Origin of the sequence: Flavobacterium adiutor, from assembly GCF_048282555.1 — a bacterium.
Taxonomy (GTDB): Bacteria; Bacteroidota; Bacteroidia; order Flavobacteriales; family Flavobacteriaceae; genus Flavobacterium.
The window spans coordinates 2,266,080-2,291,519 of sequence record NZ_CP182487.1 but is presented as its reverse complement, the minus strand read 5'-3'; the positions used below and the strand labels follow the sequence as shown (position 1 = coordinate 2,291,519).

Here is a 25,440-nt window from a genome sequence, read left to right as displayed (position 1 = left end):
TTTTAAAATAAGGTATCAATATAAAGTTCACTTTTCACCCCTTCCACTCCAGGCGTAAAATCTGTCGGAACGACGGTTCCTTTTAGGATCAGCCCATTTTGATTGATCATAATTAAATTAAGGGTCCAGTTTCCGGTCATCGTATAATTGACCACCCCATGATACAAACCATCGTTTTGCTGCGTGAGATCCTGATTATTCGGCGAAGAATGATTTCCCATTGAAGGCTCGGGCATTCTTGGGTCTAATTTTAAAGTATAACCACTCACCTCTGAATAGGAATACTGAGAAGGATCCGGAAAAACACCTGCAGGAGCGGTTGGTTTATTGTATTTATAAATACCTGCAGTGAGTTGGTTTTCTGAGACAGTTGGTTTTTGAGGGGAAACCAGTGCAATAACATATTGCTGGTCATCCTTTGCGGTAAAGGTTGTCATATTGAGGTTTTTATTGCTTTGCTTTTCAACCGAAATATCTTTAGTAATGTCATATTTCTGACTATCAGCAGTAAAACTCAGATATAGTTTCCAACTGTTTGCAACATCGCTTTCACTTGTAAATACACAATACCCCGCGTAATATTTATTGGCCGCATCATACTGGAGATTGTAATTGTGCGGACAGGATGTTTTATTTCCATCAGTGCTGCTCAGAATGGGTAAAAATGTTACTTCTGAGGAACTTATATCCTGATTGGTCTGCGAATTTGTAATTTTCAAATGAAGTTCGTTATACCCTTTATAAAATGTTCCGTTTAAGGCTTCAATACTTATTTTATAATTGCCGCTTGATAGAGAAACAGCTTCTTTAAACTCGTAATATTCCGGGACTTCAGAGCCTGTTTCGACCTGGTAATCTGTTTTATCGATTGTGCAGCAAGTAATCACACAAAACAGTGCAATGACTAAAAATTTAAAAGATTTCATTGGTATGAATATTTGAAAAACGGTTTAAAATGCACCAGAAAGCGATCAGATTTTGAAAGCCAGAGTGCCGTGAGATTAAAATGGATGATTTTAATTGAAATATTACATCAAAGCAGATTTTCAATTATTGAAGACGATCAACAGTTTCTGTAGTAAAAAAAAGGGTGAATAGAAATAATAAAGTTTTTATAACATCATTTTCTGCAATAAATCCAAATTATAACAATATGAAAATACAGCACACTTTTTATGTATCATTGAATATTTACAATGACATCAAGTTTTTAAAAATTAAAACTGAAATATTGATCTATGCCAACCAGAGCGGAGGGTGAAAAGTAAGATTAGAAGCCCTTACAGGTTTCTTTTCAAATAAAGCAGAAATGTTTTGTTTGGATTCAATAGCAGAAACAATATCAAAACTGATTTCAGCAGTACATTGAACATAAACAAGCTCTAATTTATCTTTTAGGCTGTCCTGCATTTTTCTTTCGTTATCAGAATATTTTTTGATACTTTTTTGAAGTTCACATCGTCCATTACAACTATTAAATACCAATTTGCGTTGTACACAAATAGTTTTGGCTATTTCTTTCTGATTGAGTTTGAATGAAGCATAAACGAACATGCTGCCAAATGATGGCGATAAAATTAAAATGGAAAGTGCTATAATAATTAACCTTTTCAATTGCTCATTTACTTGTTTATTGGCGTAAAAATACATCATTTTTACATTTGTTTTAATAGAATCTTTTGTTTTATTAAACAAAAAATCATTCTATATTCATTTACAAGGCTTTATTTTATTTTTAACTCTTTATAAATTTCAATTTTGCCGATAATATTAAAATCTAGTGTGTAGTGAATAGTTGATTCATAATTTTCATCCATTAACATTATCATTTCAGCCTGATGAAGCGAATGACCCAAATTCAACTTTGGATTTTTGGATAAAATAAGATAATAGGGCAATGCACTTTGAGATAATTCATTATTGATCAGCATATCAAATCCTTCTTTTGTGGTTTCTTCAACAAAATAAGAACCGGGAAAGTTAGGTTGATTCTTAGCTATAAAACTCTTAAATAGTTCAAGATCTGATTTGTTAAAAGAGAGCGCTTGTAAATTTAAATTTCTAAACTTATCCAGTTTAAACCATTTAATATGTACAATGAGCTTTTTAGAATCTAAGTTGTATTTAAAATAGGCCAGCTACGTATTTATAGTATACATGGATAATATTTCTAATTAAATTACTACAGGATAAGTTTATTGCTAATGCTGTACAATTAGACATGTAATCCTAATTAACAGCCGATAAATAAAAAACAAGACGTTTTTTAACAGTTGGTTTTATGAAATGGCTAATTTAGTGTGAATTGAAGTAAAAAAACAATCAAATTTAACATTTAGAACCATTCTAGTGAGTAGGAATAAACTTCCAGTAATAGCTTTATCCTCCTTTGTTTTTAAACAGCCTTTTATCTTTCTGCAAGTAAAAATTAAAATTATTTTGGCAAAACTAAATTATTTAAATCACTTCTAAACAATTAGTTACCTCGAAATAATACAGGATTATTGTTTATATTTGGATTGTGAAAAAACATCTTTCTATATTCTTTTTATCGGTTTACCTTTTGTCTGTAACGCAATTGGTAGAGCTTATAAAGCTGCCTGTAATGGTAGAGCATTATGTGGAACATAAAGAGCAAAATCCTAATTTAACTGTTCTTCAATTTTTATGCATTCATTATCAGGGACCAGATTTATTTGATACCGATTATACTAAGGATATGAAACTGCCTTTTAAATCACACACCAATATCAGTTCTGTTGTATTTTATCCTTTAATACAAGAATACAAAACCATAGAAAAAGTAAATTTTACTTTTAAAAAACAAAATTTATATACGTATTCTTTTGCCTATTCTTCCATTTCCCTTTCTTCTATCTGGCAGCCGCCTAGAGACTGTTAATATTTTTTATCCTCTTAAAACTTTCACGTCTAATGACGCGTGTTTTTTTGCTATTCCTTATTTTTTTACAGCGACTATTAACAAAACAAACTTATGCTTACTAAAATAATTGAGTTTCCTGTAAGAAATAAACTCATCATAGACTTTTTACAACTCTCCCGATTGGTCTATGAAAAGCAATGTCGACAAGGACAACATCGGGCTTAACTAATGCATTGCCTGGATGAAAATGGAGAACAAAGAAGAATCAAAAATTAATACTTTAAAACAAAAAATTATGAACGGAGCACATTATCACTTAGTAATAAACCACTTACCTATTATTATACCTATTGTAGGATTGTTGGTTCTTATTGGCGGATTTATAGTAAAATCAGAAATTGTAAAAAGAACGGCTTATTGTATTTTTATACTGGGGGCCCTGGCAACATTTGGAGCCATAGCAACTGGCGATGACGCAGAGGACGTAGTAAAACATATAGATGGAATCTCTAAAGAATTAATCCATGAACATGAAGAAAAAGCAGAGGTATTTGCTTTATTATCTTATGTATTCGGTATAGGTTCGATAGTTGCTTTGTGGAGCAATTGGAAAAAGAAATTATATGCTAATCATATTGCTTTAATAATAATACTATACTGTCTGGTAATTTTATACTTTGGTCAGCAAACAGGCACTACAGGCGGAGAAATCAGGCATTCTGAAATTAGGTAATTCATTTTATTATTTCATTAAAGTATCTGTTTAAAATAATTTTAATCCACAGTGGTTTCAAAAATTTCTGCTGTGGATATCGTTAATGAAACAACTTTAAGAAGTTTCATTGAAACACTTACCAAATTTACAGCCGCCAGCCCTAAAAAATTTCATATTCAAGTTTTTACCTGGCCTTGCTTTTTCAAATATATACTTTTTTTTAAACCATACGGGTAGTGATCTGAACTGACCAAAATAGGGCAAAAGGCATTTCATTTACTTAAAACAAAACGGGGAAAACAACTCAGAAAACAAAGGTCTGATGATGTAGCCCCCGTATTTGCATAAATCCACAATAAAGGATTTAAACTAGGTATGCTTCGAGGACAAAACAAAGTCGAGTTGGAAATCAGATTGCTTTCTATTGCGCATAATTTAAAAAAGATGGCACTTATTCTAATTTAAAATATTGCTAATTATTCACACTATTTCAACTCTTTTAATGCAACTTCCAGTTTATCTTTCCCTCGAACATAATCTTCCTCTAACGAGTCAATAGTGTGTTGTAAAGATGGATCATAGTGCTTAATATCCCCAGCAAACTGTTTAGTAAATTTTACTTTTTCTTTCAGTAAGTTAAGTTGCTTCTGAGCATCTTCTATGCACGTATTCATGTATTCCCGCTCGTCCTGTGGATGAGATTCGACTTCATCTCTTTGTTTATCAATAATTAGCTGTGCCGATTTAATTATACTGTCTGATTCTCTATTCAATGCGAACCACTTTCTAAGTAGATTATCATTGATACCGGACATTTCAGCTGAATTTGTTTCTATGTCATTTTCATTTGGATCTATCCAATCCTTTTTCTGGCAGCAATACAAAAGCATAATGATAGCAATTGGTATATAGAATTTTTTTTTCATAATATTACTTATTTAATTCCTTAATAATCTTTACTTTAAAGCATTATTTATAAAGATTTTAACTCAATATCTTCAACTAGCTGATGTTTTCTTTTTAGGATTATTTTCTGAGTGCAATTTTTATCATGCTTTTGTTGCAATGGAATACTTTCCATTAAGGGCATATTCTCTGGTAATGTAAATGTGATGCTTTCTGCTGACCTGAATTAATACAGAAAGCCCTTGTATCCAACACTTCAATAAATAAACTATACGTGGAATAACCTAGCACTTTTGCAAGATCCTTGGCACTCCAATACTCATTACCAGCCTTATCTGTTTTTTTGTGTTTCTCAAATATCGATATGCTTTTCTTTGTGATTTATTTGCTTTCATTGTGCTTTTTATTTAAAAACTGAGATTACTTTCTAAACTTATTTTAAATTAAAATTATCCTCGATACATCTTAGCTATAATCGAATACAGCAAATATCATTTAATAATTTAAGCAGAAAAATGATTTGTATCACCTTATAAGAAAGCTGTAAATATCAAAAGATGATTCCAATCATTTTTAATTTTTAAGTGTCAAACTATCTTTAAAATAAAATTAAAAGCCATCAAAAGAAAGATTTAAAAAGAAATGAAAAATGGAACAATATATCTTAAAGTTTAGTGAGATCGAAATTAACGATATTAATAAAGTTGGAGGAAAAAATGCTTCTCTGGGAGAAATGTACAATAATCTTAGGGCTCATGGCATTAGAGTTCCCAATGGTTTTGCCATAACAACAACCGCATACAAAGATTTTATAGAATACAATCATTTAAGTTTTGCGCTAAAGGAATTAATGCAACTTTTGGATAAGAAAGACTTTACCAACTTAACTGAAATTGGTGAGAAAGCGAGAAAGCTACTACTTGATGCAAAATTTCCCCTTGCTCTTCAGACTGAAATTTCAGACGCATACGCCCGATTATCTGAAGGCATAGATCTGGCTGTTGCTGTTAGAAGTAGTGCTACTGCAGAAGATCTAGCCAATGCAAGTTTTGCAGGACAACATGATTCATTTCTAAATATTAAAGGTACAATGCCGCTAATTTATGCGGTAAAATGCTGTTTTGCATCACTCTATACAGACAGAGCTATCAAATACAGGATCGACAAAGGTTTTGATCATGACATAGTATTTCTTTCTGTAGGTATCCAGCAAATGGTTCGATCCGACTTAGCTTGTTCAGGGATCGGATTTACATTGGAACCCGAATCAGGATTTCTGGATGTCATTCATATTGCAGGTACTTGGGGATTAGGCGAAACAATCGTGCAAGGTATCGTAACTCCTGATGAATTTCTTGTATTTAAAAGATCCATTAGAAACAATAAAAAAGCTATTTTACAGAAAAATCTTGGAGCAAAAAATAAGATGCTCATTTATAGTGATACCCCTTCCGGTACTAATTCGACAATTCTAAAAATTACGCCCCGAAAATGGTGCAACAAATTTGTACTTGAAGATTCCGAAATTGAAAAATTGGCCAAATGGGCCCTCATTATAGAAGAACACTATAATCAACCATTGGATTTTGAATGGGCAAAAGATGGCTTAAATGGCGAGCTTTATATTATTCAGGCAAGACCAGAAACGGTTCATTCTCTAGTAAAGCCAATAACAATTACTACTTATAAATTAGAAAAAAAAGGAATAGCACTAGTTCAGGGCGAGGCTGTAGGAAACCGTATAATTTGTGGTAATGCGAGAATTTTATTATCGCCAAAAGAGGCTTCAGTACTACAAAACGGCGAAATTCTGGTTACTAATTTTACCAGCCCGGATTGGGATCCTATTCTTAAAAAAGTGGCTGGAATCATTACCAATAAAGGAGGAAGAACAAGTCATGCCTCTATAGTAGCCAGGGAAATGGGAACCCCGGCAATTGTAGGAACAGGTAATGCCACTCAAATTATTAAAGACGGTGATCTTATTACCCTGAGCTGCGCAGAAGGAAAAACCGGTAATGTCTATAAAGGTAAATTGGAATACCTGCAAACAACTGTCCCACTCAGTAAAATCCAGCTCCCTCAAAAACCAAAAGTACAGCTAATAGCTTCTGAACCCCATAAAGCTTTTGATTTATCATTTTATCCAAATGATGGCGTAGGATTACTTCGAATTGAGTTTATAATAAGCCATGATGTGAAGATACATCCGATGGCCCTGATTCATCCGGAAAAAGTAATAGATCCTGATCAAAGTTTAGCGATAACAGCACTCACGCAAAATTATAGTCACAAACCAAATTACCTCATCGAAAAACTTTCACAGGGTGTCGCTACTATAGCAGCAGCCTTTTATCCCAAAGAAGTCATTGTGAGAATGAGTGATTTTAAAAGCAATGAATATTCTCAACTTCTTGGAGGCTCTTTTTTTGAGCCTCACGAAGAAAATCCAATGCTTGGTTTTCGTGGCGCTTCCCGCTATTATCATGAAAAATACCGCGAAGGATTCCGACTTGAATGTGAAGCGATGAAAATAGTTCGCGATGAAATGGGACTTACTAATGTAAAACTCATGATTCCATTTTGTCGTACGCCCGAAGAAGGAAAAAAAGTAATCGCTCTAATGGAAGAATACGGTTTAAAACAGCACAATAATGGCCTTGAAATATATGTAATGGCAGAGATGCCATCAAACATATTACTGGCTCAGGAGTTTGCTGAAATTTTTGATGGTTTTTCTATCGGTTCCAATGATCTAACTCAGCTTACTTTAGGTATCGACAGAGATTCTGAATTAATTGCGGATCTTTTTGATGAACAAAATCCAGCTTCAAAACAATTCATACTTCAAATGATAAATACCGCTGTGAAAATGGGTAAGAAAATTGGACTTTGCGGACAGGGGCCAAGTGATTCAGCAGATTTTACAAAATTTTTAGTTACGGCAGGAATCGATAGCATTTCTTTTAATGCTGATGCTTTAATAAATGGTATTAAAAATATCAATACATCAACACTTTCTCTAAAGTTCAAAAGAGATACTTCTATACATTAAAAGAACTTTCTGAATCATAAATTAAAGAATAAAATCATTACATAAAAACAACAAGATAAAACATTGATTATCAAAAACATTTACCGAAATTTGTTTAAAATAAATCGATTGCAAAATGAAAAACCAGGCACTTTTAAATGCAATTATTGAAAATGCAATCGATGGAATAATCACAATTAACGAAAAGGGAATTGTTGAATCTATTAATCCTTCAGCATGTAGGCTTTTTTTGTATAATCCGGAAGAAGTTATTGGTAAAAACATTTCACTTTTAATGCCTTCTCCAGATAGAGAAAAACACGATTCTTATATACAAAACTATATATCTTCAGGAATTCCGCATATTATTGGGCATGACAGGGATGTGCTTGGGAGGAAAAAAGACGGAAACATATTTCCTTTTAGACTTGGAGTAAGTGAAGTTAAATTTGAAGGAGAAAGAATCTTTGCAGGTTTCATTCATGATATGAGTCACCAAAAAGAAGCAGAAAACCGCTTAATGCAATACACTCAGCATTTAGAAGAACTAGTAAAAGACCGTACGGAGACTTTAAATGAAACAATTCAGGCCTTAACCGCCACAAAAGAAGAAGTCAGCAACACCCTGGAAAAAGAGAAAGAACTCAATAAAATTAAAAGCCGCCTCTTATCGATGGCTTCACACGAATTTAGAACGCCTTTAAGCACCATTCAGCTTTCCACTGCCCTACTTCAGCGTTATGTAGAAAGTATAAATAATCCAAAAATTGAAACCCATATACTAAAAATCAAAAGCGCCATTGTAAACCTGACCGCAATTTTGAATGATTTTCTACTTCTTGAAAAAACAGAATCGAATAAAATTACTCTCGAAATATCAACTTTTAATCTGCAGGATTTTATAAAAGAAATTATAGGAGAACTGAAGCTCCTTACAAAAAAGAAACAAAAGATAATTAGCATACGCAATACTGAAATTATTTTGGTAAAGCTGGACAAAAACTTACTCAAAAATTGTATCATCAATCTGGTATCTAATGCCATAAAATATTCCGGAGAGGAAACCGAAATCGAACTATCAACCTCAATCACGGATACTATGGTAACCATTAATGTTAAAGATAACGGTATTGGTATTCCCGAGGAAGATCATAAACATTTGTTTGAAGCTTTTTTCAGGGCACATAATACAGGAAATATTCCCGGAACAGGTCTGGGACTGCACATTGTTTCGCGCTATGTATCATTGATGAACGGAACTATTTCATTTCAAAGTACCGTTGATAAAGGAACGTTATTTACAATTGAATTGCCATGTTATGACTAAAATACTTATCATTGAAGATAATGACAATATCAGAGAAAATGTTGTTGAAATACTTGAACTTTCAGGATATGAGGTTTTTGCCGCGGCTAATGGAAAAACAGGAGTCGAAACAGCGCTTAAAATGTTGCCAGATCTTATACTATGTGATATTATGATGCCTGAACTTGATGGATATGGCGTTTTACATATTCTTCATAAACATCCTGAAACACAAGCAACACCTATTATATTTTTGACTGCCAAAGCGGAAAGAAACGATATTCGTAAAGGAATGGAACTGGGAGTTGATGATTATCTTACCAAGCCATTTGATGATATTGAGCTCCTGAAGGCAATAGAAGCCCGGTTGAAGAAAAAAGAAATGCAACAACTTTTTTATGGACAGAGTGCTGAAAACCTCAACGCAGTTATTTCTAAAAAAGATGGACTCGTAAAACTAAAAGAAATCATGCTTGATCGCAGTACGCGACATTATAAAAAAAATCAATATATTCATTACGAAGGCGATCATGTACTAGGGATCTATTATATCATAAGCGGAAAAGTCAAAACCGTAAAACTAACCCAGGAAGGACGTGAACTTATTACTGGTGTTTATAAAGAAAACGATTATCTGGATATTAGTATACTGTTCTCAAACGATACCTATAACGATACAACTATCGCACTCGAAGAAACCGTTTTAAGCTTTTTGCCAACAGAACAACTTGACAACCTACTTTTTCTGTATCCTGATGTAGGTGCCAAATTTATTAAAATTCTCGCAAATGATATGCGGGAAAAAGAAGAACGATTGCTGCAGATTGCCTATATGTCAGTACGAAAAAGAATTGCTCAAGGCATTGTACACCTGCTAAAGCAGCATAGCTCTGATGGGACCAGTATTAAATTTTCCAGAGATGATCTGGCAGCTTTTTCCGGAACTTCACCTGAAACTGTAAGCCGCACTTTAAGCGATTTTAAAGAAGAAGGGTTAATCGAAAAGACTTCCAGTACGATACATATTCTTAATTTAGAAAAACTAAGCAGAATAAAAAACTAATTTTTCAATGTGATGAATATCAATTTCTCACATGATTTGCGTCATCTTATCTGCCGATAATCTGCTCTAATTTTGATTAAAAATTCAATTAAATGTTTAATTTAAAATTATACTATTATGACAACGCTAGTACCAACTAAGAAAAATGGTTCTCACCCAAGTATTTTTGAAGATTTCTTTAATGATCGTTTTCTGGACATACCATCCTTTTTTGCTTTTACAAATCAAAAAGGAGCTTTTACGCCCAATGTTAATGTTATTGAAAATGCCGAAAATTTTGAAATTGAACTTGCTGCGCCCGGGCTTCAGAATAAAGATTTCAAAGCAGAGGTTAAAAATGGAGTCTTAACTGTCAGCGCAAAAAAAGAAGAAGAAATAAAAGAGGAAGACAAAAATTTTAAAAAAAGAGAATTCTCGTACAGCTCCTTCAGCCGTTCTTTTGTTTTACCAGATAATGTAGCAGCCGATAAAATTGATGCTACTTATAAAAATGGCATTTTAAAGCTTACACTACCCAAAAAGAACAGCAGTCCTAAGACTCCTGCAAAACAAATTAAAATAGAATAAAGAAAAAAAATAAGATGTGCTTTTAAATCTATTTTTAGGCACATCTTATGTCGTATTTTGATTGATAATCAGAATCTGCTGTAATATTGAATAAAATGAAAGTAATTAAGCACTCAGGACATGTTGTCCCCTTCGATATTGAAAAATTGAAACTTTCTCTTCAAAAATCCGGAGCTTCTCCTGGTCTGATCAGGGAGTCCCTTGTACAGATACAAAATCAAATGTATGAAGGCATAACCACCAAGCAAATATATAAGCTGGCATTTGCGATCTTAAAAAAAGCATCAAACGCAGATGCTGCGCGATATAACCTGCGCTATGCATTACAAATGCTTGGGCCGGCAGGCTTTTTCTTTGAAAAATTCATATCCAGACTTTATGCTGCAGAAGGTTATAAGACAAGGACAAATCTAACCCTGCAAGGAAAATGTGTATCGCATGAAATAGATGTAGTGCTGAAAAAAGAAAACAGGCTCTGGATGGTTGAATGCAAATTTCACAGCAGCAGAGAAGGCGCTTCAGATGTAAAAGTGCCGATGTACATCCTTTCCCGGTTTAATGACCTCAAATCAAAACAGCATACTATTTTTAGCGGAAGCGAAAACATCGATTCCTGTATAATAGTAACCAACAACCGATTTACTAAAGATGCTGAGAATTTTGCCATTTGCAGCGGGATAACGCTTTTAAGTTGGGACTATCCGAAAAACAACAGCATCAAAAATAAAATAGACAAAGGTGGCCTATACCCTATTACCTGTCTCACTACACTCTCAATGGTCGAAAAAGAAAAATTGCTTATTCTCGATCAAATACTTGTAAAAGATCTTATTAATGATTCGAAAAGTCTTCATAAAATAGGAATTAGTGAAAACAGGATTCGAAATGTATTAAAAGAAGCCTCACAAATTTGTAAACTTATTTAAAATGAAAATAAAATTTATTGGAGGTGCCGGGACTGTAACAGGCTCAAAAACACTCATAGAAAGTAATGGTATAAGAATATTGATCGATTGTGGACTTTTTCAAGGTCTTAAAACTCTTAGACAACTTAACTGGGAGCCCTTACCGGTTTTGCCCTCTACAATAGATTATGTGCTACTAACACACGGACACCTGGATCATTGTGGATGGCTCCCAAGATTGGTTGCACAGGGATTCACAGGCAAAATATATTGCACCTCTCCCACTAAAGATGTAGCGAAACTTGTGCTTTTAGACAGTGCCAAAATTCAGGAAGAAGAAGCCAATAAAGCTAACAAAGAACATTATTCTAAGCATGAAAAGGCAGAGCCTCTCTATACTTTAGAGGAGGCTGAAAGCGTTTTTCCATTTTTTAGAGTTATACAGCCTACTATATCAACAGTTATAGGCAATAATATTGCAGCTATTTTTACTGGTGCAGGACATATCATTGGAGCCTGTACTATTACACTTACTGTTGAAGGTAAAACTTTGGTTTTCTCTGGCGATATTGGACGAGATGATGATGTCTTGATGTTTCCACCAACAAAACCCATAATGGCAGATTATCTCTTTTTAGAAAGTACATATGGTAACCGTCTTCATCCTGATCTGGATGCAAAAAAAGAGCTTGAAAATTATATTAATACCACTATAGAACAAAAAGGAACGGTTATTATTCCAGGATTTGCTGTTGAAAGAGCACAATCCATAATGTATTTGATATGGCAGCTTAAAACGGAGGGAAGAATTCCAAATGTTCCTTATATTCTGGATACACCGATGGGTGCCAGTGTTCTGGATATTTTTTTGCAGAATATGCAATGGCATAAACTCGCTGCTAATGACTGTCATGAAATGTGCAAAATGTTTAAAATAGTTTCTGAATACGAACAGACTATGCGAATCATTGAAGACACTCAGCCAAAAGTAATCATTGCCGCAAGCGGAATGGCAACAGGAGGTCGCGTATTATCGTATTTTGAACATTATATAGGCCTGGAGAAAACTACAGTTGTAATGGTAGGATATCAGGCTGAAGGCACACGGGGAAGAAGACTTCTTGAAGGTGCCGATGAAATTAAAATATACGGAAACTACTATAACGTAGAAGCTAAAATAGTTCAGATTGAAGGACTCTCTGCTCACGGAGATCAACAAGATCTTGTAAATTGGCTTTCAATACTTCAAAATGTTCCCAAATGCATTTACTTAGTACATGGAGAAAATCTTCCGGCAGATGAACTTCGAATTAAAATTCAGGAGCGATATGGTTTTAACTGTATTGTTCCGCTCATAGGAAGTGAGGTAGAAATCTAGAAGATTTTTCATTTCCTTCTAAAATACTTTGGAATCTCAAACCATAATACGGATACTGATCCTGCCAATACACATACAATGAGCTGAAAAAGTGCCGGCATTTCAAAATTAAATAAAGAACGTAAAAAAGGTACTGCAAATAGGAGTATAACCAAAAGCACTGTAATGCCTATTAAAAGAGAAACCATGAAATTTTTATATTGAAGTGTTACCCATAATGAATAATAAAAAGATCGGTTGACAAGAGTGAGCAGAACATTAGCCGTAATCAAAGTCAAAAAGACCATACTTCGCGTGATGTCTTCATTCCATTGATTATACACCGACCACTGATATATACCTAATACTCCAATACTAATAACAACTCCCTGCAAAATACTTGTAATCAATTCTTTTGTCTTAAAAAAAGTAGATGTCAATGCTCTGGGCTCTCTTTGCATGGTATCGGCTTCAGTAGGCTCATTCTCATAGAGTATTGAACAGGTTGGCCCCATAATAAGTTCTAGCAGAATTACATGTAGCGGACTGAAAATATTGGGATACATCCATCCTAAAGCAAGTGGAATAAAAACGATCAGAATTATGGGGATATGTATTGATATAATATATTGAATTGCCTTTTTTAGATTCGTATAAATTCTCCTTCCCATTGCGACAGCATCTACCATTTTAGAAAGATCATCTTCTACCAGAATAAGGGAGGCAGCATCTTTTGCTATAGCTGTTCCTTTTTTTCCCATGGCAATACCTATGTGAGCTGCTTTAAGGGAAGGCCCGTCATTAACACCGTCTCCGGTCATGGCAACAATTAGTCCATTTGCTTTTAGAGCGTTGACAATCCTTAGTTTGGCTTCGGGAAACATTCGGCTAAAGAGATTTATATCCACTACTTTGCTTTGTAATTCCGAATCACTCAACTTCATTAGCTCATCGCCTGTAATGGCTTTATCAAATCCCTTAAAACCAATTTGCTGAGCAATCGCATTTGTTGTACGGGCATTATCTCCTGTTATAATCTTTACCCCTATTCCTGCTTTATAAAAAGACTGCAGTACCTGTGAAATATTATCCTTTGGCGGATCATAGAAAGCAACCAGACCTTTAAATACAAATGGAATTTCCTGCTGTGTTTGAGGATACCTATTTCCTTCCAAAAGACCATGGGCAACACCAAGAACCCTATAACCTTTTCCGGTTAGTTTATCCATAGCCAATAGTACGATTTCTTTTTCCTTAGTTGTAAGATGGCAAACTTCAAAAATTGCTTCAGGCGCTCCTTTTGCAGCAATAATTCGATTTCCTCCACAATCTTCAAAAATATGAGTCATCATTGGTGGCTTGCCTGATAAGGGATATTCATGAATCATTTTAAAGTTGGCCGTCAAATCTTTAGCTGTAAACTTTTTATAAGTAGTATGCAGGGCTATTTCCATCGGATCAAAAGGTATGGGTTCACTGGCCCACATAGCAGTTGTTATAAGTTCCTCCGTTTCTTTTAATTCTCTAAAAGTATTTACGTCTGTCTCTAACCCTGACGGTAAATAAAGACCTGCCAGCTCCATTTTATTCTGAGTTATGGTTCCTGTTTTATCTGTACAGATAATGGTGGCACTGCCCAAAGTTTCAACTGTTTTCATTTGTTTAACTACGATGCCCATTTTCATCAAACGTCGCGCTCCCAATGCCATAAATGTTGTAAAAGCAACTGGTATCTCCTCTGGCAATATGCTCATTGCTAAAGTAAGAGCTACCAAAAGACTTTCCAGAATATTACCCATTTTGGAATAATTGATAGCCCATACCAGAATAAAAACCAGAACTCCAACAAAAACCATCTTTTTTATAAAATTCCCAATCTGAAGTTCTAATGGTGTCTTTTCTTCGGTAATAGCTTCGAGACTGCTCCCTATTTTTCCTAATCTTGTTTGGTTTCCTATCTCTGTAACTTTAATAATTGCTAATCCACTGACGATGGTAGTTCCCGAAAAGACTTTATTATCTTGTTTTTCTTTATCTTTAAAAACACTCATCGACTCACCGGTAAGTATCGATTCGTTTACTGAAAAATCATTTGAACTAATGATAACTCCGTCAGCAGGGACCAATCCTCCTTCCTCTACAATTACCAAGTCACTAACAACAACATCTTGTGTTTTAACATTCTGCTGTTTACCCTCACGAATCACTTTGCACAAAGGTTCTGTGAATTCCTGTAATTTTGCCAAAGCATTTTGGCTTCTCTTTTCCTGATAAAGTGATATTGCCGCTATTAATAAAATTGAAACGGTAAGAAATACTGCGTCGCTATATTGCCTATTTACAAAGTAAATTCCGGCAGCAACAAGTAATAAAAGAATCATTGGTTCTGCAAAGATGCTTTTTAGAAAAGCTAAGAACCTGTTCTCCTTTTTGTAATTATACTTATTGATTCCATATTTTGCTCTAAAGTCAAGTACTTCTTCAATATTTAGTCCCTGTAATTCTTGTTCCTTATTATCCATAGCTTGTACATAAATTAGCATCGCCGTATAATATCTTAAAGATACAAAATAAGTTTTGCTTTAAACAGCGGCTTCAAGTATTGAAAAAGTATAGTTTTTTTATTCCAGACTAACCGATGGAAATATGTGCAGTCGTACTTTTAAGGCCTTTAAAACCAAACAATGTTCTTTACACAGTGAAAAAATTTTCAATGTTTTATTAATCTGATTACTTTCCTCAATAATTACTTGAGGCCTTAGAACGATATCAGTTATCTCTGAAAATTCATCTGATACTAATATAGAGGCACGGGCGGTACTTTTGAACTTTTTAAACTTGATTCCTTTGTTTTTGGCTGTATTAAAAAATGCTGCCATATACGAACTTTCTACGGAAGCGAGAAATAAATGTTCTGCCGACCAGGTATTTTCATCGAGATTTTTTAAACAGGAATAAAATGACACTTCTATATCATTATTAAAGAAAACGGCACTTACTCTTGCAGTTCCATTTACCTGACATTCTAAATCTACCTGATATTCCTGTGAAGTTTTCATAATAACTAAATTAGTTAGTTGTTCACTAGTAATAAATGATATTCAACATATCTTTTATCTGATACTCAATTAAAAACTAAGAACATAAGTGCTAAAAGTCATTTTTAAAAATGATTCAGATCATTTTTATTCTTTCTGCTTTAGTGCAATTTTACATGGCAAATCAAAAGGAGTTAATGGTAATTACAGCAATCACTGCTGTAATTCTGATTAATAACATAAGACGGAACAAAAAAAACTAACTCTTAAATAGCAATATCATGGAACCAAACTGGATCATATTAACATTTATGAGCATCGTCATTTTAATTGTGATGATTTACATCTTTATACAAAATAATAAAGATCGCAAACAATATGAAAAAGATTTAAACACACCTTCAAATCTGTATGAAGAAGAATCTGAAGTAAATGACTTAGATAAATTTTAATTTTTTTATCCTATTAACAATATGAAAATATGAAAACTACAATACTGTATACTCTCTTTCTCATAACTACTACACTTACACTAGTGAATCGTTATACTCCATTATATATCAATAATTCAATACTTCATTTTATCATCCTTTTTATTGCAGCTTTAACTTTTGTATTTATAGCAAGCCAGTTATTTGGAAAATTAAAAAGATCAAAATCACGGTTACTGGCATTCATTATTGTTGGAGTTGTCTGTTTTATTAAATCCTTCCTTACTTGGGGTGGTGACTGGAAAACACAAACCATTTTATACAAGAACTTGACGAATGATAATAAGAATATAGAGTTTCAAATGCGGGGGGATCGCTTTTCATTCGGATATAAAAAACGCGTTGTAAACAGGTTAAAATTATTTCCCGGATTTGACTGGACAACTGATATTGATACTGCGAAAATCGATCAAAAACACTGGAAAAAAATGAATCTTTATGTTAATGAAATGAATTTTGCTTCAAAATAATAATAAACTGAATTTATCATTAATTAAAATAATTGGGTCTTCGTACCCTATCTAAAAATCTAAAAAGCATGAAAAAAATACTTGTTACAACCGACTTATCTCATAGCTCCAAAGTAGCCGTACGTTTTGCTATTCAGCTGGCATCTCAAATAGGTTATGAACTTACATTTCTATATGTAAATACGTCATTTATTATTGATCCCTTTTCAGCTGTTACTTTTGTAGGTCTTCCGGAACCAGATAACAAAAAACAGGAACAAGCTCTTATAAAATTTGTACAAACACTCTACAGACAAACCCAAAAACCGCCAGGTAAAACAACCTATATTGCGGAAAATAAACTTGATGTAAGCGACGCCATTTTAAGTTGTGCCAAAAGAATTAAAGCCGATTATATCTGTATGAGTACAAGAGGCGGTGGTCTTATAAATAAGCTATTAGGAAGTCATACGACCAGAATCTTACATGAATCTCCGATCCCACTTCTGGTTGTTCCAGGACATTACAGAATAAAAAAATTAAGTACTATTTTATACCCGTCAGATTTAGAAAAAATAGAAACAGAACTGCCGTTGATCAAAAAATTTGGATCCTCGTTTGATGCTTCGATAGCTGTATACCATTATGATTATTTTACAGAGGAAGAAGATGTCAACAAAAAACTCAATAAAATAGAGCATAAATTTAAGTCTGACAAAGTATCTTTTCATTTCAAAAAGTTAAATCCGGAAGTATCTCTATTACGACACTTACAAATTGATATTATGAGAATCAAACCGTCTATCATAACCATGTTTGCCAAAGAAAACCGAAACTGGTTGGCGCAATTATTTCAACCACTTAAAACTTCTGAAAAAGGGTTTAACACCAGAACTCCAATGCTTGTATTTAAAAAATAATAATTGGCAGGAAAAGCAGATGTCCGATTTAACCTGTCAATACTTTATATCTTAAACAATCCTGCTTTTTCGTAATAGCAGCAGTATGTTTAATGGTTTACAATCTTTGAATATTACTCTTAAAAATCCTCTTTATTTTCAATCAAGGTTGAAATCATAATCTTATACTATAATATAATTTGGGTAATCAAAAAACAATTACAATGAAAAGAAGCATATCGTTCATTATAATATTATCTGTTTTTTTAGTTCAATGCTCTAGTTCAAGTATAATTAGTTCATGGCAGGCCTCTGAGAAGCTAAATGTAAAAACTGGGCGTATCGTCGTAGTTGGATTGATAAAAGAATCAGACAAATCGCTTCAGTGGCAAATGGAAAATCACCTTGCTGACGACCTTTGCAACCTTGGTTATGATGCCATTCCATCTATTGAACTTTATGGCTTTAAAGCATTTAAAGGGAAAGATGAAAAAGAGATCATAAAACAATTAGAGCAAGATGATATAGCTGCTGTTTTAACGATTGTATTACTTAATAAACAAAAAGAAAAGTACTATGCTCTAAAAAGTATGTATGATTTGACAGACCCATATAATGATAATGACTTCTCTGTTTACTACAACGCTATTTACACTAAAATCTACCAGGAAGGATATTATGTCAATGATACCTATTATTTTTGGGAAAGTAATCTATTTACAATGCCTGGTCAAAAATTAGAATATTCCGTACAGACACAATCCTTTAATCCCTTAAACACCAATAGTCTTGCACATGAATATGGAAAACTAATTATACAGGACATGCTTAGCAATAGTATAATTCAAAGTAGTCATAAACAGAAAGAATAGCGCCATTCGGTTTAAAAAAGATTTCAAAAGACTAAAATTTTAAATTATAAATGAAAAGTTAAAAACCTTAAATGATTGTATGGGCGTACGCTGAAATTTTGGTTTTAATCTATAATTGAATTTCTGTTTGCAAAATATCATTACTTTTCATATTTTTTATTAAAGGTTTGCATAAATCAATCAAATTCGACTAAAAGTTCATTATCTACATGCCATACACCAGGTGTATTCCATGCAATTCTTTCTGCTGCTTCTTTCTGAAATAAGGAGCTGACAATGCCACTAAGGATAATAGTCTTATTATCAACTCTAACCCTGATATTATCAATATCAAGAAGCCAACTGCGACGAAGTGCTTTTTCAACGAACTCCTTTTCTAGTTCATTTTTTATTTCTGCCTCAATTTTTATTTTATCAATTACTCCCCTGACACCTTCTAAATAACGAATAGCATTGTCTGCTTCTTTTCTTTGAAAATTCCAGTGCAAAATCCCTTCAAGAGTTACCCATCCATTCTCGACAGTTACTTTTAATCTATGATCAGGAACAGCCCAGTTTTCGTGCAAAGCTTTAATAACTAAAGCAGCTATATCAGTATCGCTTTTAATACCTGAAAAATACAGATCAACTTTTATATCGTCTACTACTGCCTTTACTCCTGAAACACTTTTAACAACTTGTTCAGCCTCTTTTTTCTGAGTATAATTATCTACCGTACCTCCAAGGGTTACAATACCATCATTAACCCTAACATCTATGTCGTTAGAATTTAAAATAGGCTCCCATTTGATCGCTTCCATTACTTCTTTACGCAAAACATCATTACTTTTTTTCATGGCAAAAAATTTAAAAATTATAGACTTAACTCATAATACACAAAGCATTATAGTTTCTTATAGTTTAGTAAAATTGAAAAAAGCAGATTGAAAAACAAATGATCGTCATCAATATCAAAAGTGATGTAAATCATTATCACCAATTAAGAGGATAACTATATTTTTTGAGATAAAATGGTCTTTTTAAAAGAAACCAAACAATGTTAAAAACAATTAGACACCTAAAACCAATTTGTGTTTTTATAAAAAGATTAATCAAATCTTAAGAACGAAAAAAAATAAGAAAGACAGCTATTCCTTATTTCATAAGTATCAAAAAACAACTGCAAAATGGAATTACACAAACTACTTAGAACTGATAACTAGGATTCGTAATAACATGAAAAACAGCTTAATACCTATGAGTGACAAAATATTATTGCGAAAAAGATCTGTAATTGAAACAGTTAACGATGAATTAAAAAATATTTGTCAGGTTGAACACTCAAGACATCGTTCAGTGATTAATTTTATGTGTAATCTTATTGCAGGGATTATTGCTTATCAATTCTTACCAAAAAAAACAGAAATTAAATATGAGTCAGTAAATACCAGTCAATTAGCGTTGTATTAATAATCGAACTCAGGTTATAAATAAGCGAATAATACAAATTTGCAAAACTATAACATCTTAAGGCGAATAATCCTAGTAAAAAATCTAAAAAAAATGCTATTAATCCTATTATTGTGTTAATTTTTTTTTTAATTTTATTAAAAAAAAGTTTTATGAAGTATTTATTCCTCCTTTTATCGGTTCCATTTTATGGACAAGTTTTGCATCATCAGATGCTTTCTTCTCAAGGAACAACAAAAAAAATAGCTGATGGTTATATAATTAGCCAGACAATTGGTCAGCAGAGTGTTATTGGTAATTCAAATAAAGATCCAGTTGTTACTCAGGGTTTTCAACAAAGTCTATGGAGTAGCTATATTGCTACCAATCAGAAAACGGAAATAACAGTTTTGACTTACCCGAATCCTTTTAGCGACTTAATTAATTTTGAATTTTCGCAACCCACTAACGAAGAAACATCCATTTATATTTTTGATGTTTCTGGTCGATTGATTCATAAACAAAAAGAAATGCTTAAGAATTCCGTTTTGACAATTCAGTTGTCCAAGTTACCACAATCTGAGTACCTAGTCAAAATTCAATCAATTTCAATGACTTACTACACTAAAATTATTAAAAAATGATAAAAAACTACTCTTTACTTATCTTATTACTAGTATCTATAAATCTTTTTTCTCAGGAAGTTTATTTTAATACAGGTAAAAACTATACAAATTATAGGTATAAAAATGCTGACGGTCAGCAAAGAAAAGACCTACAGGTCGGAACAGGAAACTTTTATGAAATAGGTTTAAAAAAACCTTTAGGTTTAAAAAAAGTTTCGTATGAATTTGGACTTTCATTTAATGAATATAATGCAATTGGCAGTAGTTCTGATAATTCATATCGTTGGGATACACAGTATTTAGGGATTCACGGAGGCTTATCCTATTCTCTCTTAACAAACAAAAACAAGCCTGAAAAAGGCTTCGATATTTTACTTGGAGCAGGTTTAAATGCTTCTACCATAGTTTATGGTAAACAGGAACTCAACGGAATTTATTATGACCTGATGAATCAAAAAGAATTTTCAGGAATATTACTACAACCCTCTGTAGGATTAGTTGCGAAGTATGCCTTCTCTTCTGTTGGATCACTAAGTCTTGGCTATAATTTTTGCCAAAGTATAAATATTACCAATAATAGCGACGAGAAATTAACATTTCGCACCAATCAGATAAAGTTAGGATTCAATTTTAAAATTGATTAAGTCCATTTTGAATTGATTTATTGATATTTCACAAAATTAAAGACTAAAAATAGTTAGTTGCCACAAGGTATAATAACTAACAAATAAATTTCTAAAGTATATGAAAAAAATAATTTTACTATTTATATTTTTTATAGCGGCTACATCTTTTGCTCAGACAAATGGAATAAGCTATCAGGCTATAATCTTAAATCCTAAAGGAGAACAGTTACCGGGTGTAAACAATTCAGCTAGTCCTCTTGTCAATAAAGATATATGTATGGTATTCAAATTTATTGATGAATTTTCAAATGTAGAATATCAGGAAACAGTACAAACCAAAACAGATAGCTTTGGTATGGTTAATTTAGTGATCGGTAAAGGAACACAAACAGCAGGATATGCTTCTTCTTTTCAGTCAATTGTTTGGAATTCTTCGAAGAAAAGTTTGATTGTTGGGATTAATACCAATGGAAATTGTACAACTTATACCGAGATTAGTAATCAAGAATTTAGTTATACTCCATTTGCTTTTTCCGCAATCAATGCTGAAAATGTTACAGGTGTTGTTGCCATAGAAAATGGAGGTACTAATGCTACTACTCTTTTAGGAGCTAAGACAAATTTAGGCATACAGAATGTAGATAATACAACAGATTTAAATAAACCAATTAGTGTTGCAACACAAACTGCACTAAATTTAAAAGAAGATGTAGCTAATAAATCTACTGACGTAAACACAGATGGCACTTCTGATATTAAATATCCAAGTGTAAAAGCCGTTAAAGCTTATGTTGACGCTGCTACTTCACTACCTTCAAACGCTTTGAATAATGAAATAACAAGAGCAACTAATGCTGAAAATACAATTGCTGCGAATTTAGCTACCGAAGTAACCAACAGAACGGCTGCCGACCTACTAAAAGAAAATGTAGCTAATAAAAGCACAAATGTTACTACCGACGGAGCTTCAGATACTAAATACCCAAGTGTAAAATCGGTTAAAACCTATGTAGATGCAAGTGCTGCAACTTCTTCAACAGCTTTGGCTAATGAAGTAACAAGAGCAACTAATGCTGAAAATACGATTGCAGCCAATTTAACAACTGAAACCAACACCAGAACAGCTGCTGATGCGACTTTGACAACCAATTTGGCTACTGAAGTAACTAACAGAACGGCTGCCGACCTACTAAAAGAAAATGTAGCTAATAAAAGCACAAATGTAACTACCGACGGAGCTTCAGATACTAAATACCCAAGTGTAAAATCAGTTAAAACCTATGTTGATGCAAGTGCTGCAACTTCTTCAACAGCTTTGGCCAATGAAGTAACAAGAGCAACTAATGCTGAAAATACAATTGCTGGCAATTTAACAACTGAAACTACTACCAGAACAGCTGCTGATGCAACTTTGACAACCAATTTAGCTACTGAAGTAACTAACAGAACAGCAGCCGACTTACTCAAAGAAGATGTGGCTAATAAAAGTACTGATGTAACTACTGATGGAAGTTCAAATATTAAATACCCTACAGTAAAAGCCGTTAAGGATTATGTAGATGCTAGTAGTGCTTCACCATCAGGTGCTGCAGGGGGTAGCTTGTTTGGAACTTATCCTAATCCAACCATTGCTTCTGGAGCAATAGGCACTACCGAAATAGCAGATGCAGCAGTTACTACAGCCAAAATTTCGGCTACCGGTACTGCCAATAATACTACTTTTTTAAGAGGAGATGGTCAGTGGGTAGCTCCATCAGGAGGTATTACTGGTTCAGGTAATGCAAATTACCATGTAAAATGGACAGCTGCTGGGTCATTAGTAAATTCAATGATACAAGACAATGGGACTTCAGTAAGTGTTAATTACCCTGTTCAAGCAAATTCTCAATTATTTGTGTACCGTCAACAACAAACAGCAAATGGAGATGGTCAGTCAACTATATATGGATATCGTGATCGTAATACTCAAAACGTAGGAGCTAGCTATGGGCAAAATGGTAGTAATACAGGGCTTACAGGTATGTCTTTTTGGGGTGACGATTACTCTTTTGGTGTAGGGGGATGGAATTATAATGACTTTTCTCGTACAGGAGGAGTAGTTGGTGGAGAGATTTATGGTAATTATTGGGGGTCTTTAGGATATAAGGCAGCGAGTACTATTACTTATGGAGTATATGGTTCAAATGCTTATGGTTCTGGAACTGGTTTTTTTGCAAATAGTGAAATTTCAGGCTTTGGAGGAGGTTTCTTTGGTGTTATTGGTTCTGCATCTAAAGGAAGTGTGATAGGTCAATTAAATTCAGGAGAATTATTTTCGTCTTACAATTCAGGAAATGTTTATACTTTAGGAAAAAATGTAGAGCTGGTTGAAACTTCTAATAATGTTAAAACACCTGTTTATTCGGTTACTAGTACAGAGTCCACTATTTACGCAAAAGGAAGTGCCGAATTAGTTAATGGATCAGCATATATTGCTTTCAAAGATTCGTACAAAGCATTATTAGGAGAAAATCCAGAAGTTACCGTTACACCGAAAGGAAACTGCAATGGAGTATATATTTCTGCAATAGATAAAAACGGATTTACTATTAAAGAAATGAACAATGGAACGAGTACAGTTGCTGTATCCTGGATCTCTGTTGGAAATAGAGTTGATAATCGTTTGGACAAAGCAACTCAAATGGTTTCTGATCCTAATTTTGACAGAAATATACAACAAGTTTTATTCAATGATTCTAACTTAGATGGTAAAGGTATGGGTATCTGGTGGGATGGTAATAAAATTCAGTTTGGTAATATGCCAGAAAGTTTAACAAAAGTAAGCAGACCAAAAGAAGATTATAGTTCGAATCAAAAATCAACAGAAACCTACAAAACAGAGAAGAAAGAAGCAATCAAAAGAATTTCTGAATTTTCTAAAGCTATTTTGTTCGATACCGGAAAATCTACTATTACTTCAGAATCATACACAATCTTGAATGATATCATAAATGTTTTAAATCAATACAGTTCTGATAATTTCATAATTGAAGGAAACACGGACAATACCGGAGAATCTAATGACAATATGAAACTTTCAAAAGATCGATCAGAAGCCGTAATGAATTATTTTATCGAAAAAGGTATACGCAAAGACCGATTAAAATCAGTAGGTTATGGAGATACAAAACCTGTTGCAACAAATGATACCGAAGAAGGTAGAAAGATTAACAGACGAGTTGAGATTAATCTGGCAAAATAATTACATAACATTTTATATCTTTAAAGGGTTCTTTTAAAAAGAACCCTTTTTTATTTTTCAAATGAATTTATTTCGAATATTTCTAGTTTTATCTACAACCTTCTGCTTTGGACAAAAAAAGGTTGAATCTCCTATTAAGTCTTTATTCAAAGAAGTCGTATACACTTTGGCAGACGATAGTTTAAAAGGTCGTTACACAGGCACATTAGAGGAAAAGAAATCATTAAACTACATAGAATTAAAAATGAAAAGTTTATCGAATAAAATTAAATTCGAACGACAAACTTTTGATATTAGACTAAAAGACACGACAATAATTTCAAACAATGGTTTTGTTTTTGTGAATAATCATTCCAGTAAAACTATCTTAATAAGCTCACATTATGACCATATTGGTTTAGGAGGAGTACTATCTACTAAATTCATATCCAATCAAATTCATAATGGAGCCGATGATAATGCCTCTGGAGTTGCAATGACTATTGGTTTAGCTAGTGAATTAATTAAACTTAAGAACCCAAACGTAAATTATTTGTTTGTATTTTATTCAGGTCATGAAATAGGATTATATGGATCAGATGCTTTTGGTTACTTCGTAAAAAAGAACACTGAGCATTTCAAAAATATAGCATGTGTCATTAATTTTGATATGATAGGACGATTAGATCCTGATCTAAAAATTTTAAAATGTATGCATTCAAAATCAGCAGATATAATTTTGAATACTGTACAAATTGAAGATTTTGGTTTGAAATTAAATTTTGGAAAGGAAGAGCAATTAAAAAAATTAGACACATTTTTTTTTTACAACCAAGGAGTTCCTTGCCTTAATTTTACAACGGGCATTCATTTAGACTATCATACTCCAACCGATGATGCAATTTATATTAATTTTGACGGGATGGTTCAAATTAAAAAATATCTCTTACAAATTATTGATTGTTATAATTATGATTTACTAAAAACCAAAAAGACGTAATATTTCCTTTCACAGATTGTATAAATTTGATAGTTATCAAATAATCCTCAATAA

At 33.1% G+C, this 25,440-nt stretch carries 23 protein-coding genes; 17 read left to right on the top strand and 6 right to left on the bottom strand.

Annotated elements, in window-relative coordinates; genetic code table 11:
- Positions 1-2 precede the first annotated feature (2 nt).
- Together ACNC7R_RS09840 and ACNC7R_RS09835 are read right to left on the bottom strand one after the other, a co-directional pair.
- Positions 3-926: a hypothetical protein gene (locus ACNC7R_RS09840; protein ID WP_417940896.1), complete on the bottom strand. Its 924-nt coding sequence runs from the start codon at positions 924-926 to the stop codon at positions 3-5.
- A gap of 310 nt (positions 927-1,236) precedes the next feature.
- On the bottom strand, positions 1,237-1,653 hold the full coding sequence (locus tag ACNC7R_RS09835) for a hypothetical protein (protein ID WP_417940894.1): 417 nt from the start codon (positions 1,651-1,653) through the stop codon (positions 1,237-1,239).
- A gap of 868 nt (positions 1,654-2,521) precedes the next feature.
- On the opposite strand from ACNC7R_RS09835, the gene ACNC7R_RS09830 reads away from it, so the two are divergent.
- Both ACNC7R_RS09830 and ACNC7R_RS09825 read left to right on the top strand, forming a co-directional pair.
- On the top strand, positions 2,522-2,902 hold the full coding sequence (locus tag ACNC7R_RS09830; protein ID WP_417940892.1) for a hypothetical protein: 381 nt from the start codon (positions 2,522-2,524) through the stop codon (positions 2,900-2,902).
- Positions 2,903-3,125: 223 nt separating this feature from the next.
- Entirely contained in the window at positions 3,126-3,617 is a 492-nt protein-coding gene (locus ACNC7R_RS09825; protein ID WP_417940890.1) for a hypothetical protein, read from the top strand.
- A 467-nt stretch (positions 3,618-4,084) separates the two neighbouring features.
- Here ACNC7R_RS09825 and ACNC7R_RS09820 read toward each other — a convergent pair whose 3' ends face one another.
- Complete coding sequence (locus ACNC7R_RS09820; RefSeq protein WP_417940888.1) at positions 4,085-4,525, bottom strand: hypothetical protein; 441 nt, start codon at positions 4,523-4,525, stop codon at positions 4,085-4,087.
- A gap of 629 nt (positions 4,526-5,154) precedes the next feature.
- On the opposite strand from ACNC7R_RS09820, the gene ppsA reads away from it, so the two are divergent.
- From ppsA to ACNC7R_RS09790, 6 genes are all read left to right on the top strand, one after another.
- Positions 5,155-7,560 carry a phosphoenolpyruvate synthase gene (ppsA, locus tag ACNC7R_RS09815; protein ID WP_417940886.1) on the top strand — a complete coding sequence of 802 codons (2,406 nt, stop codon included), beginning with the start codon at positions 5,155-5,157 and terminating at the stop codon, positions 7,558-7,560.
- Positions 7,561-7,675: 115 nt separating this feature from the next.
- Positions 7,676-8,866 carry an ATP-binding protein gene (locus ACNC7R_RS09810; protein WP_417940884.1) on the top strand — a complete coding sequence of 397 codons (1,191 nt, stop codon included), beginning with the start codon at positions 7,676-7,678 and terminating at the stop codon, positions 8,864-8,866.
- Entirely contained in the window at positions 8,859-9,908 is a 1,050-nt protein-coding gene (locus tag ACNC7R_RS09805) for a response regulator (protein WP_417940882.1), read from the top strand. The genes ACNC7R_RS09810 and ACNC7R_RS09805 overlap by 8 nt, the downstream gene beginning before the upstream one ends.
- A gap of 117 nt (positions 9,909-10,025) precedes the next feature.
- Positions 10,026-10,475, top strand: coding sequence for an Hsp20/alpha crystallin family protein (locus ACNC7R_RS09800; protein ID WP_417940880.1), 450 nt, complete (start codon positions 10,026-10,028; stop codon positions 10,473-10,475).
- A 95-nt stretch (positions 10,476-10,570) separates the two neighbouring features.
- Positions 10,571-11,401, top strand: coding sequence for a restriction endonuclease (locus ACNC7R_RS09795; protein WP_417940878.1), 831 nt, complete (start codon positions 10,571-10,573; stop codon positions 11,399-11,401).
- A 1-nt stretch (position 11,402) separates the two neighbouring features.
- Positions 11,403-12,758: an MBL fold metallo-hydrolase RNA specificity domain-containing protein gene (locus ACNC7R_RS09790; RefSeq protein ID WP_417940876.1), complete on the top strand. Its 1,356-nt coding sequence runs from the start codon at positions 11,403-11,405 to the stop codon at positions 12,756-12,758.
- An 8-nt stretch (positions 12,759-12,766) separates the two neighbouring features.
- On the opposite strand, the gene ACNC7R_RS09785 is transcribed toward ACNC7R_RS09790, so the two are convergent.
- Together ACNC7R_RS09785 and ACNC7R_RS09780 are read right to left on the bottom strand one after the other, a co-directional pair.
- Complete coding sequence (locus tag ACNC7R_RS09785; protein ID WP_417940874.1) at positions 12,767-15,259, bottom strand: cation-translocating P-type ATPase; 2,493 nt, start codon at positions 15,257-15,259, stop codon at positions 12,767-12,769.
- A 99-nt stretch (positions 15,260-15,358) separates the two neighbouring features.
- The gene (locus tag ACNC7R_RS09780; protein WP_417940872.1) at positions 15,359-15,796 is read right to left on the bottom strand and encodes an OsmC family protein; all 438 of its coding nucleotides are present in this window, start codon (positions 15,794-15,796) and stop codon (positions 15,359-15,361) included.
- A gap of 260 nt (positions 15,797-16,056) precedes the next feature.
- Between ACNC7R_RS09780 and ACNC7R_RS09775 the strand changes: the two genes are divergently transcribed.
- The 4 genes from ACNC7R_RS09775 (at position 16,057) to ACNC7R_RS09760 (ending at position 18,486) form a co-directional block, all read left to right on the top strand.
- Positions 16,057-16,227 (top strand): hypothetical protein, encoded by a 171-nt coding sequence (locus ACNC7R_RS09775; protein ID WP_417940870.1) that lies wholly within the window; start codon positions 16,057-16,059, stop codon positions 16,225-16,227.
- A gap of 29 nt (positions 16,228-16,256) precedes the next feature.
- Positions 16,257-16,736: a hypothetical protein gene (locus tag ACNC7R_RS09770; protein WP_417940868.1), complete on the top strand. Its 480-nt coding sequence runs from the start codon at positions 16,257-16,259 to the stop codon at positions 16,734-16,736.
- Between the two features lie 68 nt (positions 16,737-16,804).
- Positions 16,805-17,635 (top strand): universal stress protein, encoded by an 831-nt coding sequence (locus ACNC7R_RS09765; RefSeq protein ID WP_417940866.1) that lies wholly within the window; start codon positions 16,805-16,807, stop codon positions 17,633-17,635.
- A 371-nt stretch (positions 17,636-18,006) separates the two neighbouring features.
- Positions 18,007-18,486 carry a hypothetical protein gene (locus tag ACNC7R_RS09760; RefSeq protein ID WP_417940864.1) on the top strand — a complete coding sequence of 160 codons (480 nt, stop codon included), beginning with the start codon at positions 18,007-18,009 and terminating at the stop codon, positions 18,484-18,486.
- A gap of 176 nt (positions 18,487-18,662) precedes the next feature.
- Here ACNC7R_RS09760 and ACNC7R_RS09755 read toward each other — a convergent pair whose 3' ends face one another.
- Complete coding sequence (locus ACNC7R_RS09755) at positions 18,663-19,322, bottom strand: BON domain-containing protein (RefSeq protein ID WP_417940862.1); 660 nt, start codon at positions 19,320-19,322, stop codon at positions 18,663-18,665.
- 232 nt (positions 19,323-19,554) lie between these two features.
- Here ACNC7R_RS09755 and ACNC7R_RS09750 point away from each other — a divergent pair, with 232 nt between their 5' ends.
- From ACNC7R_RS09750 to ACNC7R_RS09730, 5 genes are all read left to right on the top strand, one after another.
- On the top strand, positions 19,555-19,935 hold the full coding sequence (locus ACNC7R_RS09750; RefSeq protein WP_417940860.1) for a transposase: 381 nt from the start codon (positions 19,555-19,557) through the stop codon (positions 19,933-19,935).
- A 152-nt stretch (positions 19,936-20,087) separates the two neighbouring features.
- Positions 20,088-20,558, top strand: coding sequence for a T9SS type A sorting domain-containing protein (locus ACNC7R_RS09745; protein WP_417940858.1), 471 nt, complete (start codon positions 20,088-20,090; stop codon positions 20,556-20,558).
- Positions 20,555-21,184 (top strand): hypothetical protein, encoded by a 630-nt coding sequence (locus ACNC7R_RS09740; RefSeq protein WP_417940856.1) that lies wholly within the window; start codon positions 20,555-20,557, stop codon positions 21,182-21,184. The genes ACNC7R_RS09745 and ACNC7R_RS09740 overlap by 4 nt, the downstream gene beginning before the upstream one ends.
- A gap of 100 nt (positions 21,185-21,284) precedes the next feature.
- Positions 21,285-24,407, top strand: coding sequence for an OmpA family protein (locus ACNC7R_RS09735; protein WP_417940854.1), 3,123 nt, complete (start codon positions 21,285-21,287; stop codon positions 24,405-24,407).
- 61 nt (positions 24,408-24,468) lie between these two features.
- A complete protein-coding gene (locus ACNC7R_RS09730) occupies positions 24,469-25,386 on the top strand; it encodes a M28 family peptidase (protein ID WP_417940852.1) in 918 nt (305 codons plus the stop codon).
- Positions 25,387-25,440 lie beyond the last annotated feature (54 nt).

Bases quoted from the DNA above. Each gene is read 5' to 3' on its own strand.
- ACNC7R_RS09840 (WP_417940896.1), bottom strand. From the start codon at position 926: ATGAAATCTTTTAAATTTTTAGTCATTGCACTGTTTTGTGTGATTACT.
- ACNC7R_RS09835 (WP_417940894.1), bottom strand. From the start codon at position 1,653: ATGATGTATTTTTACGCCAATAAACAAGTAAATGAGCAATTGAAAAGG.
- ACNC7R_RS09825 (WP_417940890.1), top strand. From the start codon at position 3,126: ATGAAAATGGAGAACAAAGAAGAATCAAAAATTAATACTTTAAAACAA.
- ACNC7R_RS09820 (WP_417940888.1), bottom strand. From the start codon at position 4,525: ATGAAAAAAAAATTCTATATACCAATTGCTATCATTATGCTTTTGTAT.
- ppsA (WP_417940886.1), top strand. From the start codon at position 5,155: ATGGAACAATATATCTTAAAGTTTAGTGAGATCGAAATTAACGATATT.
- ACNC7R_RS09810 (WP_417940884.1), top strand. From the start codon at position 7,676: ATGAAAAACCAGGCACTTTTAAATGCAATTATTGAAAATGCAATCGAT.
- ACNC7R_RS09805 (WP_417940882.1), top strand. From the start codon at position 8,859: ATGACTAAAATACTTATCATTGAAGATAATGACAATATCAGAGAAAAT.
- ACNC7R_RS09800 (WP_417940880.1), top strand. From the start codon at position 10,026: ATGACAACGCTAGTACCAACTAAGAAAAATGGTTCTCACCCAAGTATT.
- ACNC7R_RS09795 (WP_417940878.1), top strand. From the start codon at position 10,571: ATGAAAGTAATTAAGCACTCAGGACATGTTGTCCCCTTCGATATTGAA.
- ACNC7R_RS09790 (WP_417940876.1), top strand. From the start codon at position 11,403: ATGAAAATAAAATTTATTGGAGGTGCCGGGACTGTAACAGGCTCAAAA.
- ACNC7R_RS09785 (WP_417940874.1), bottom strand. From the start codon at position 15,259: ATGGATAATAAGGAACAAGAATTACAGGGACTAAATATTGAAGAAGTA.
- ACNC7R_RS09780 (WP_417940872.1), bottom strand. From the start codon at position 15,796: ATGAAAACTTCACAGGAATATCAGGTAGATTTAGAATGTCAGGTAAAT.
- ACNC7R_RS09775 (WP_417940870.1), top strand. From the start codon at position 16,057: ATGGAACCAAACTGGATCATATTAACATTTATGAGCATCGTCATTTTA.
- ACNC7R_RS09770 (WP_417940868.1), top strand. From the start codon at position 16,257: ATGAAAACTACAATACTGTATACTCTCTTTCTCATAACTACTACACTT.
- ACNC7R_RS09765 (WP_417940866.1), top strand. From the start codon at position 16,805: ATGAAAAAAATACTTGTTACAACCGACTTATCTCATAGCTCCAAAGTA.
- ACNC7R_RS09760 (WP_417940864.1), top strand. From the start codon at position 18,007: ATGGAAAATCACCTTGCTGACGACCTTTGCAACCTTGGTTATGATGCC.
- ACNC7R_RS09755 (WP_417940862.1), bottom strand. From the start codon at position 19,322: ATGAAAAAAAGTAATGATGTTTTGCGTAAAGAAGTAATGGAAGCGATC.
- ACNC7R_RS09745 (WP_417940858.1), top strand. From the start codon at position 20,088: ATGAAGTATTTATTCCTCCTTTTATCGGTTCCATTTTATGGACAAGTT.
- ACNC7R_RS09740 (WP_417940856.1), top strand. From the start codon at position 20,555: ATGATAAAAAACTACTCTTTACTTATCTTATTACTAGTATCTATAAAT.
- ACNC7R_RS09735 (WP_417940854.1), top strand. From the start codon at position 21,285: ATGAAAAAAATAATTTTACTATTTATATTTTTTATAGCGGCTACATCT.
- ACNC7R_RS09730 (WP_417940852.1), top strand. From the start codon at position 24,469: ATGAATTTATTTCGAATATTTCTAGTTTTATCTACAACCTTCTGCTTT.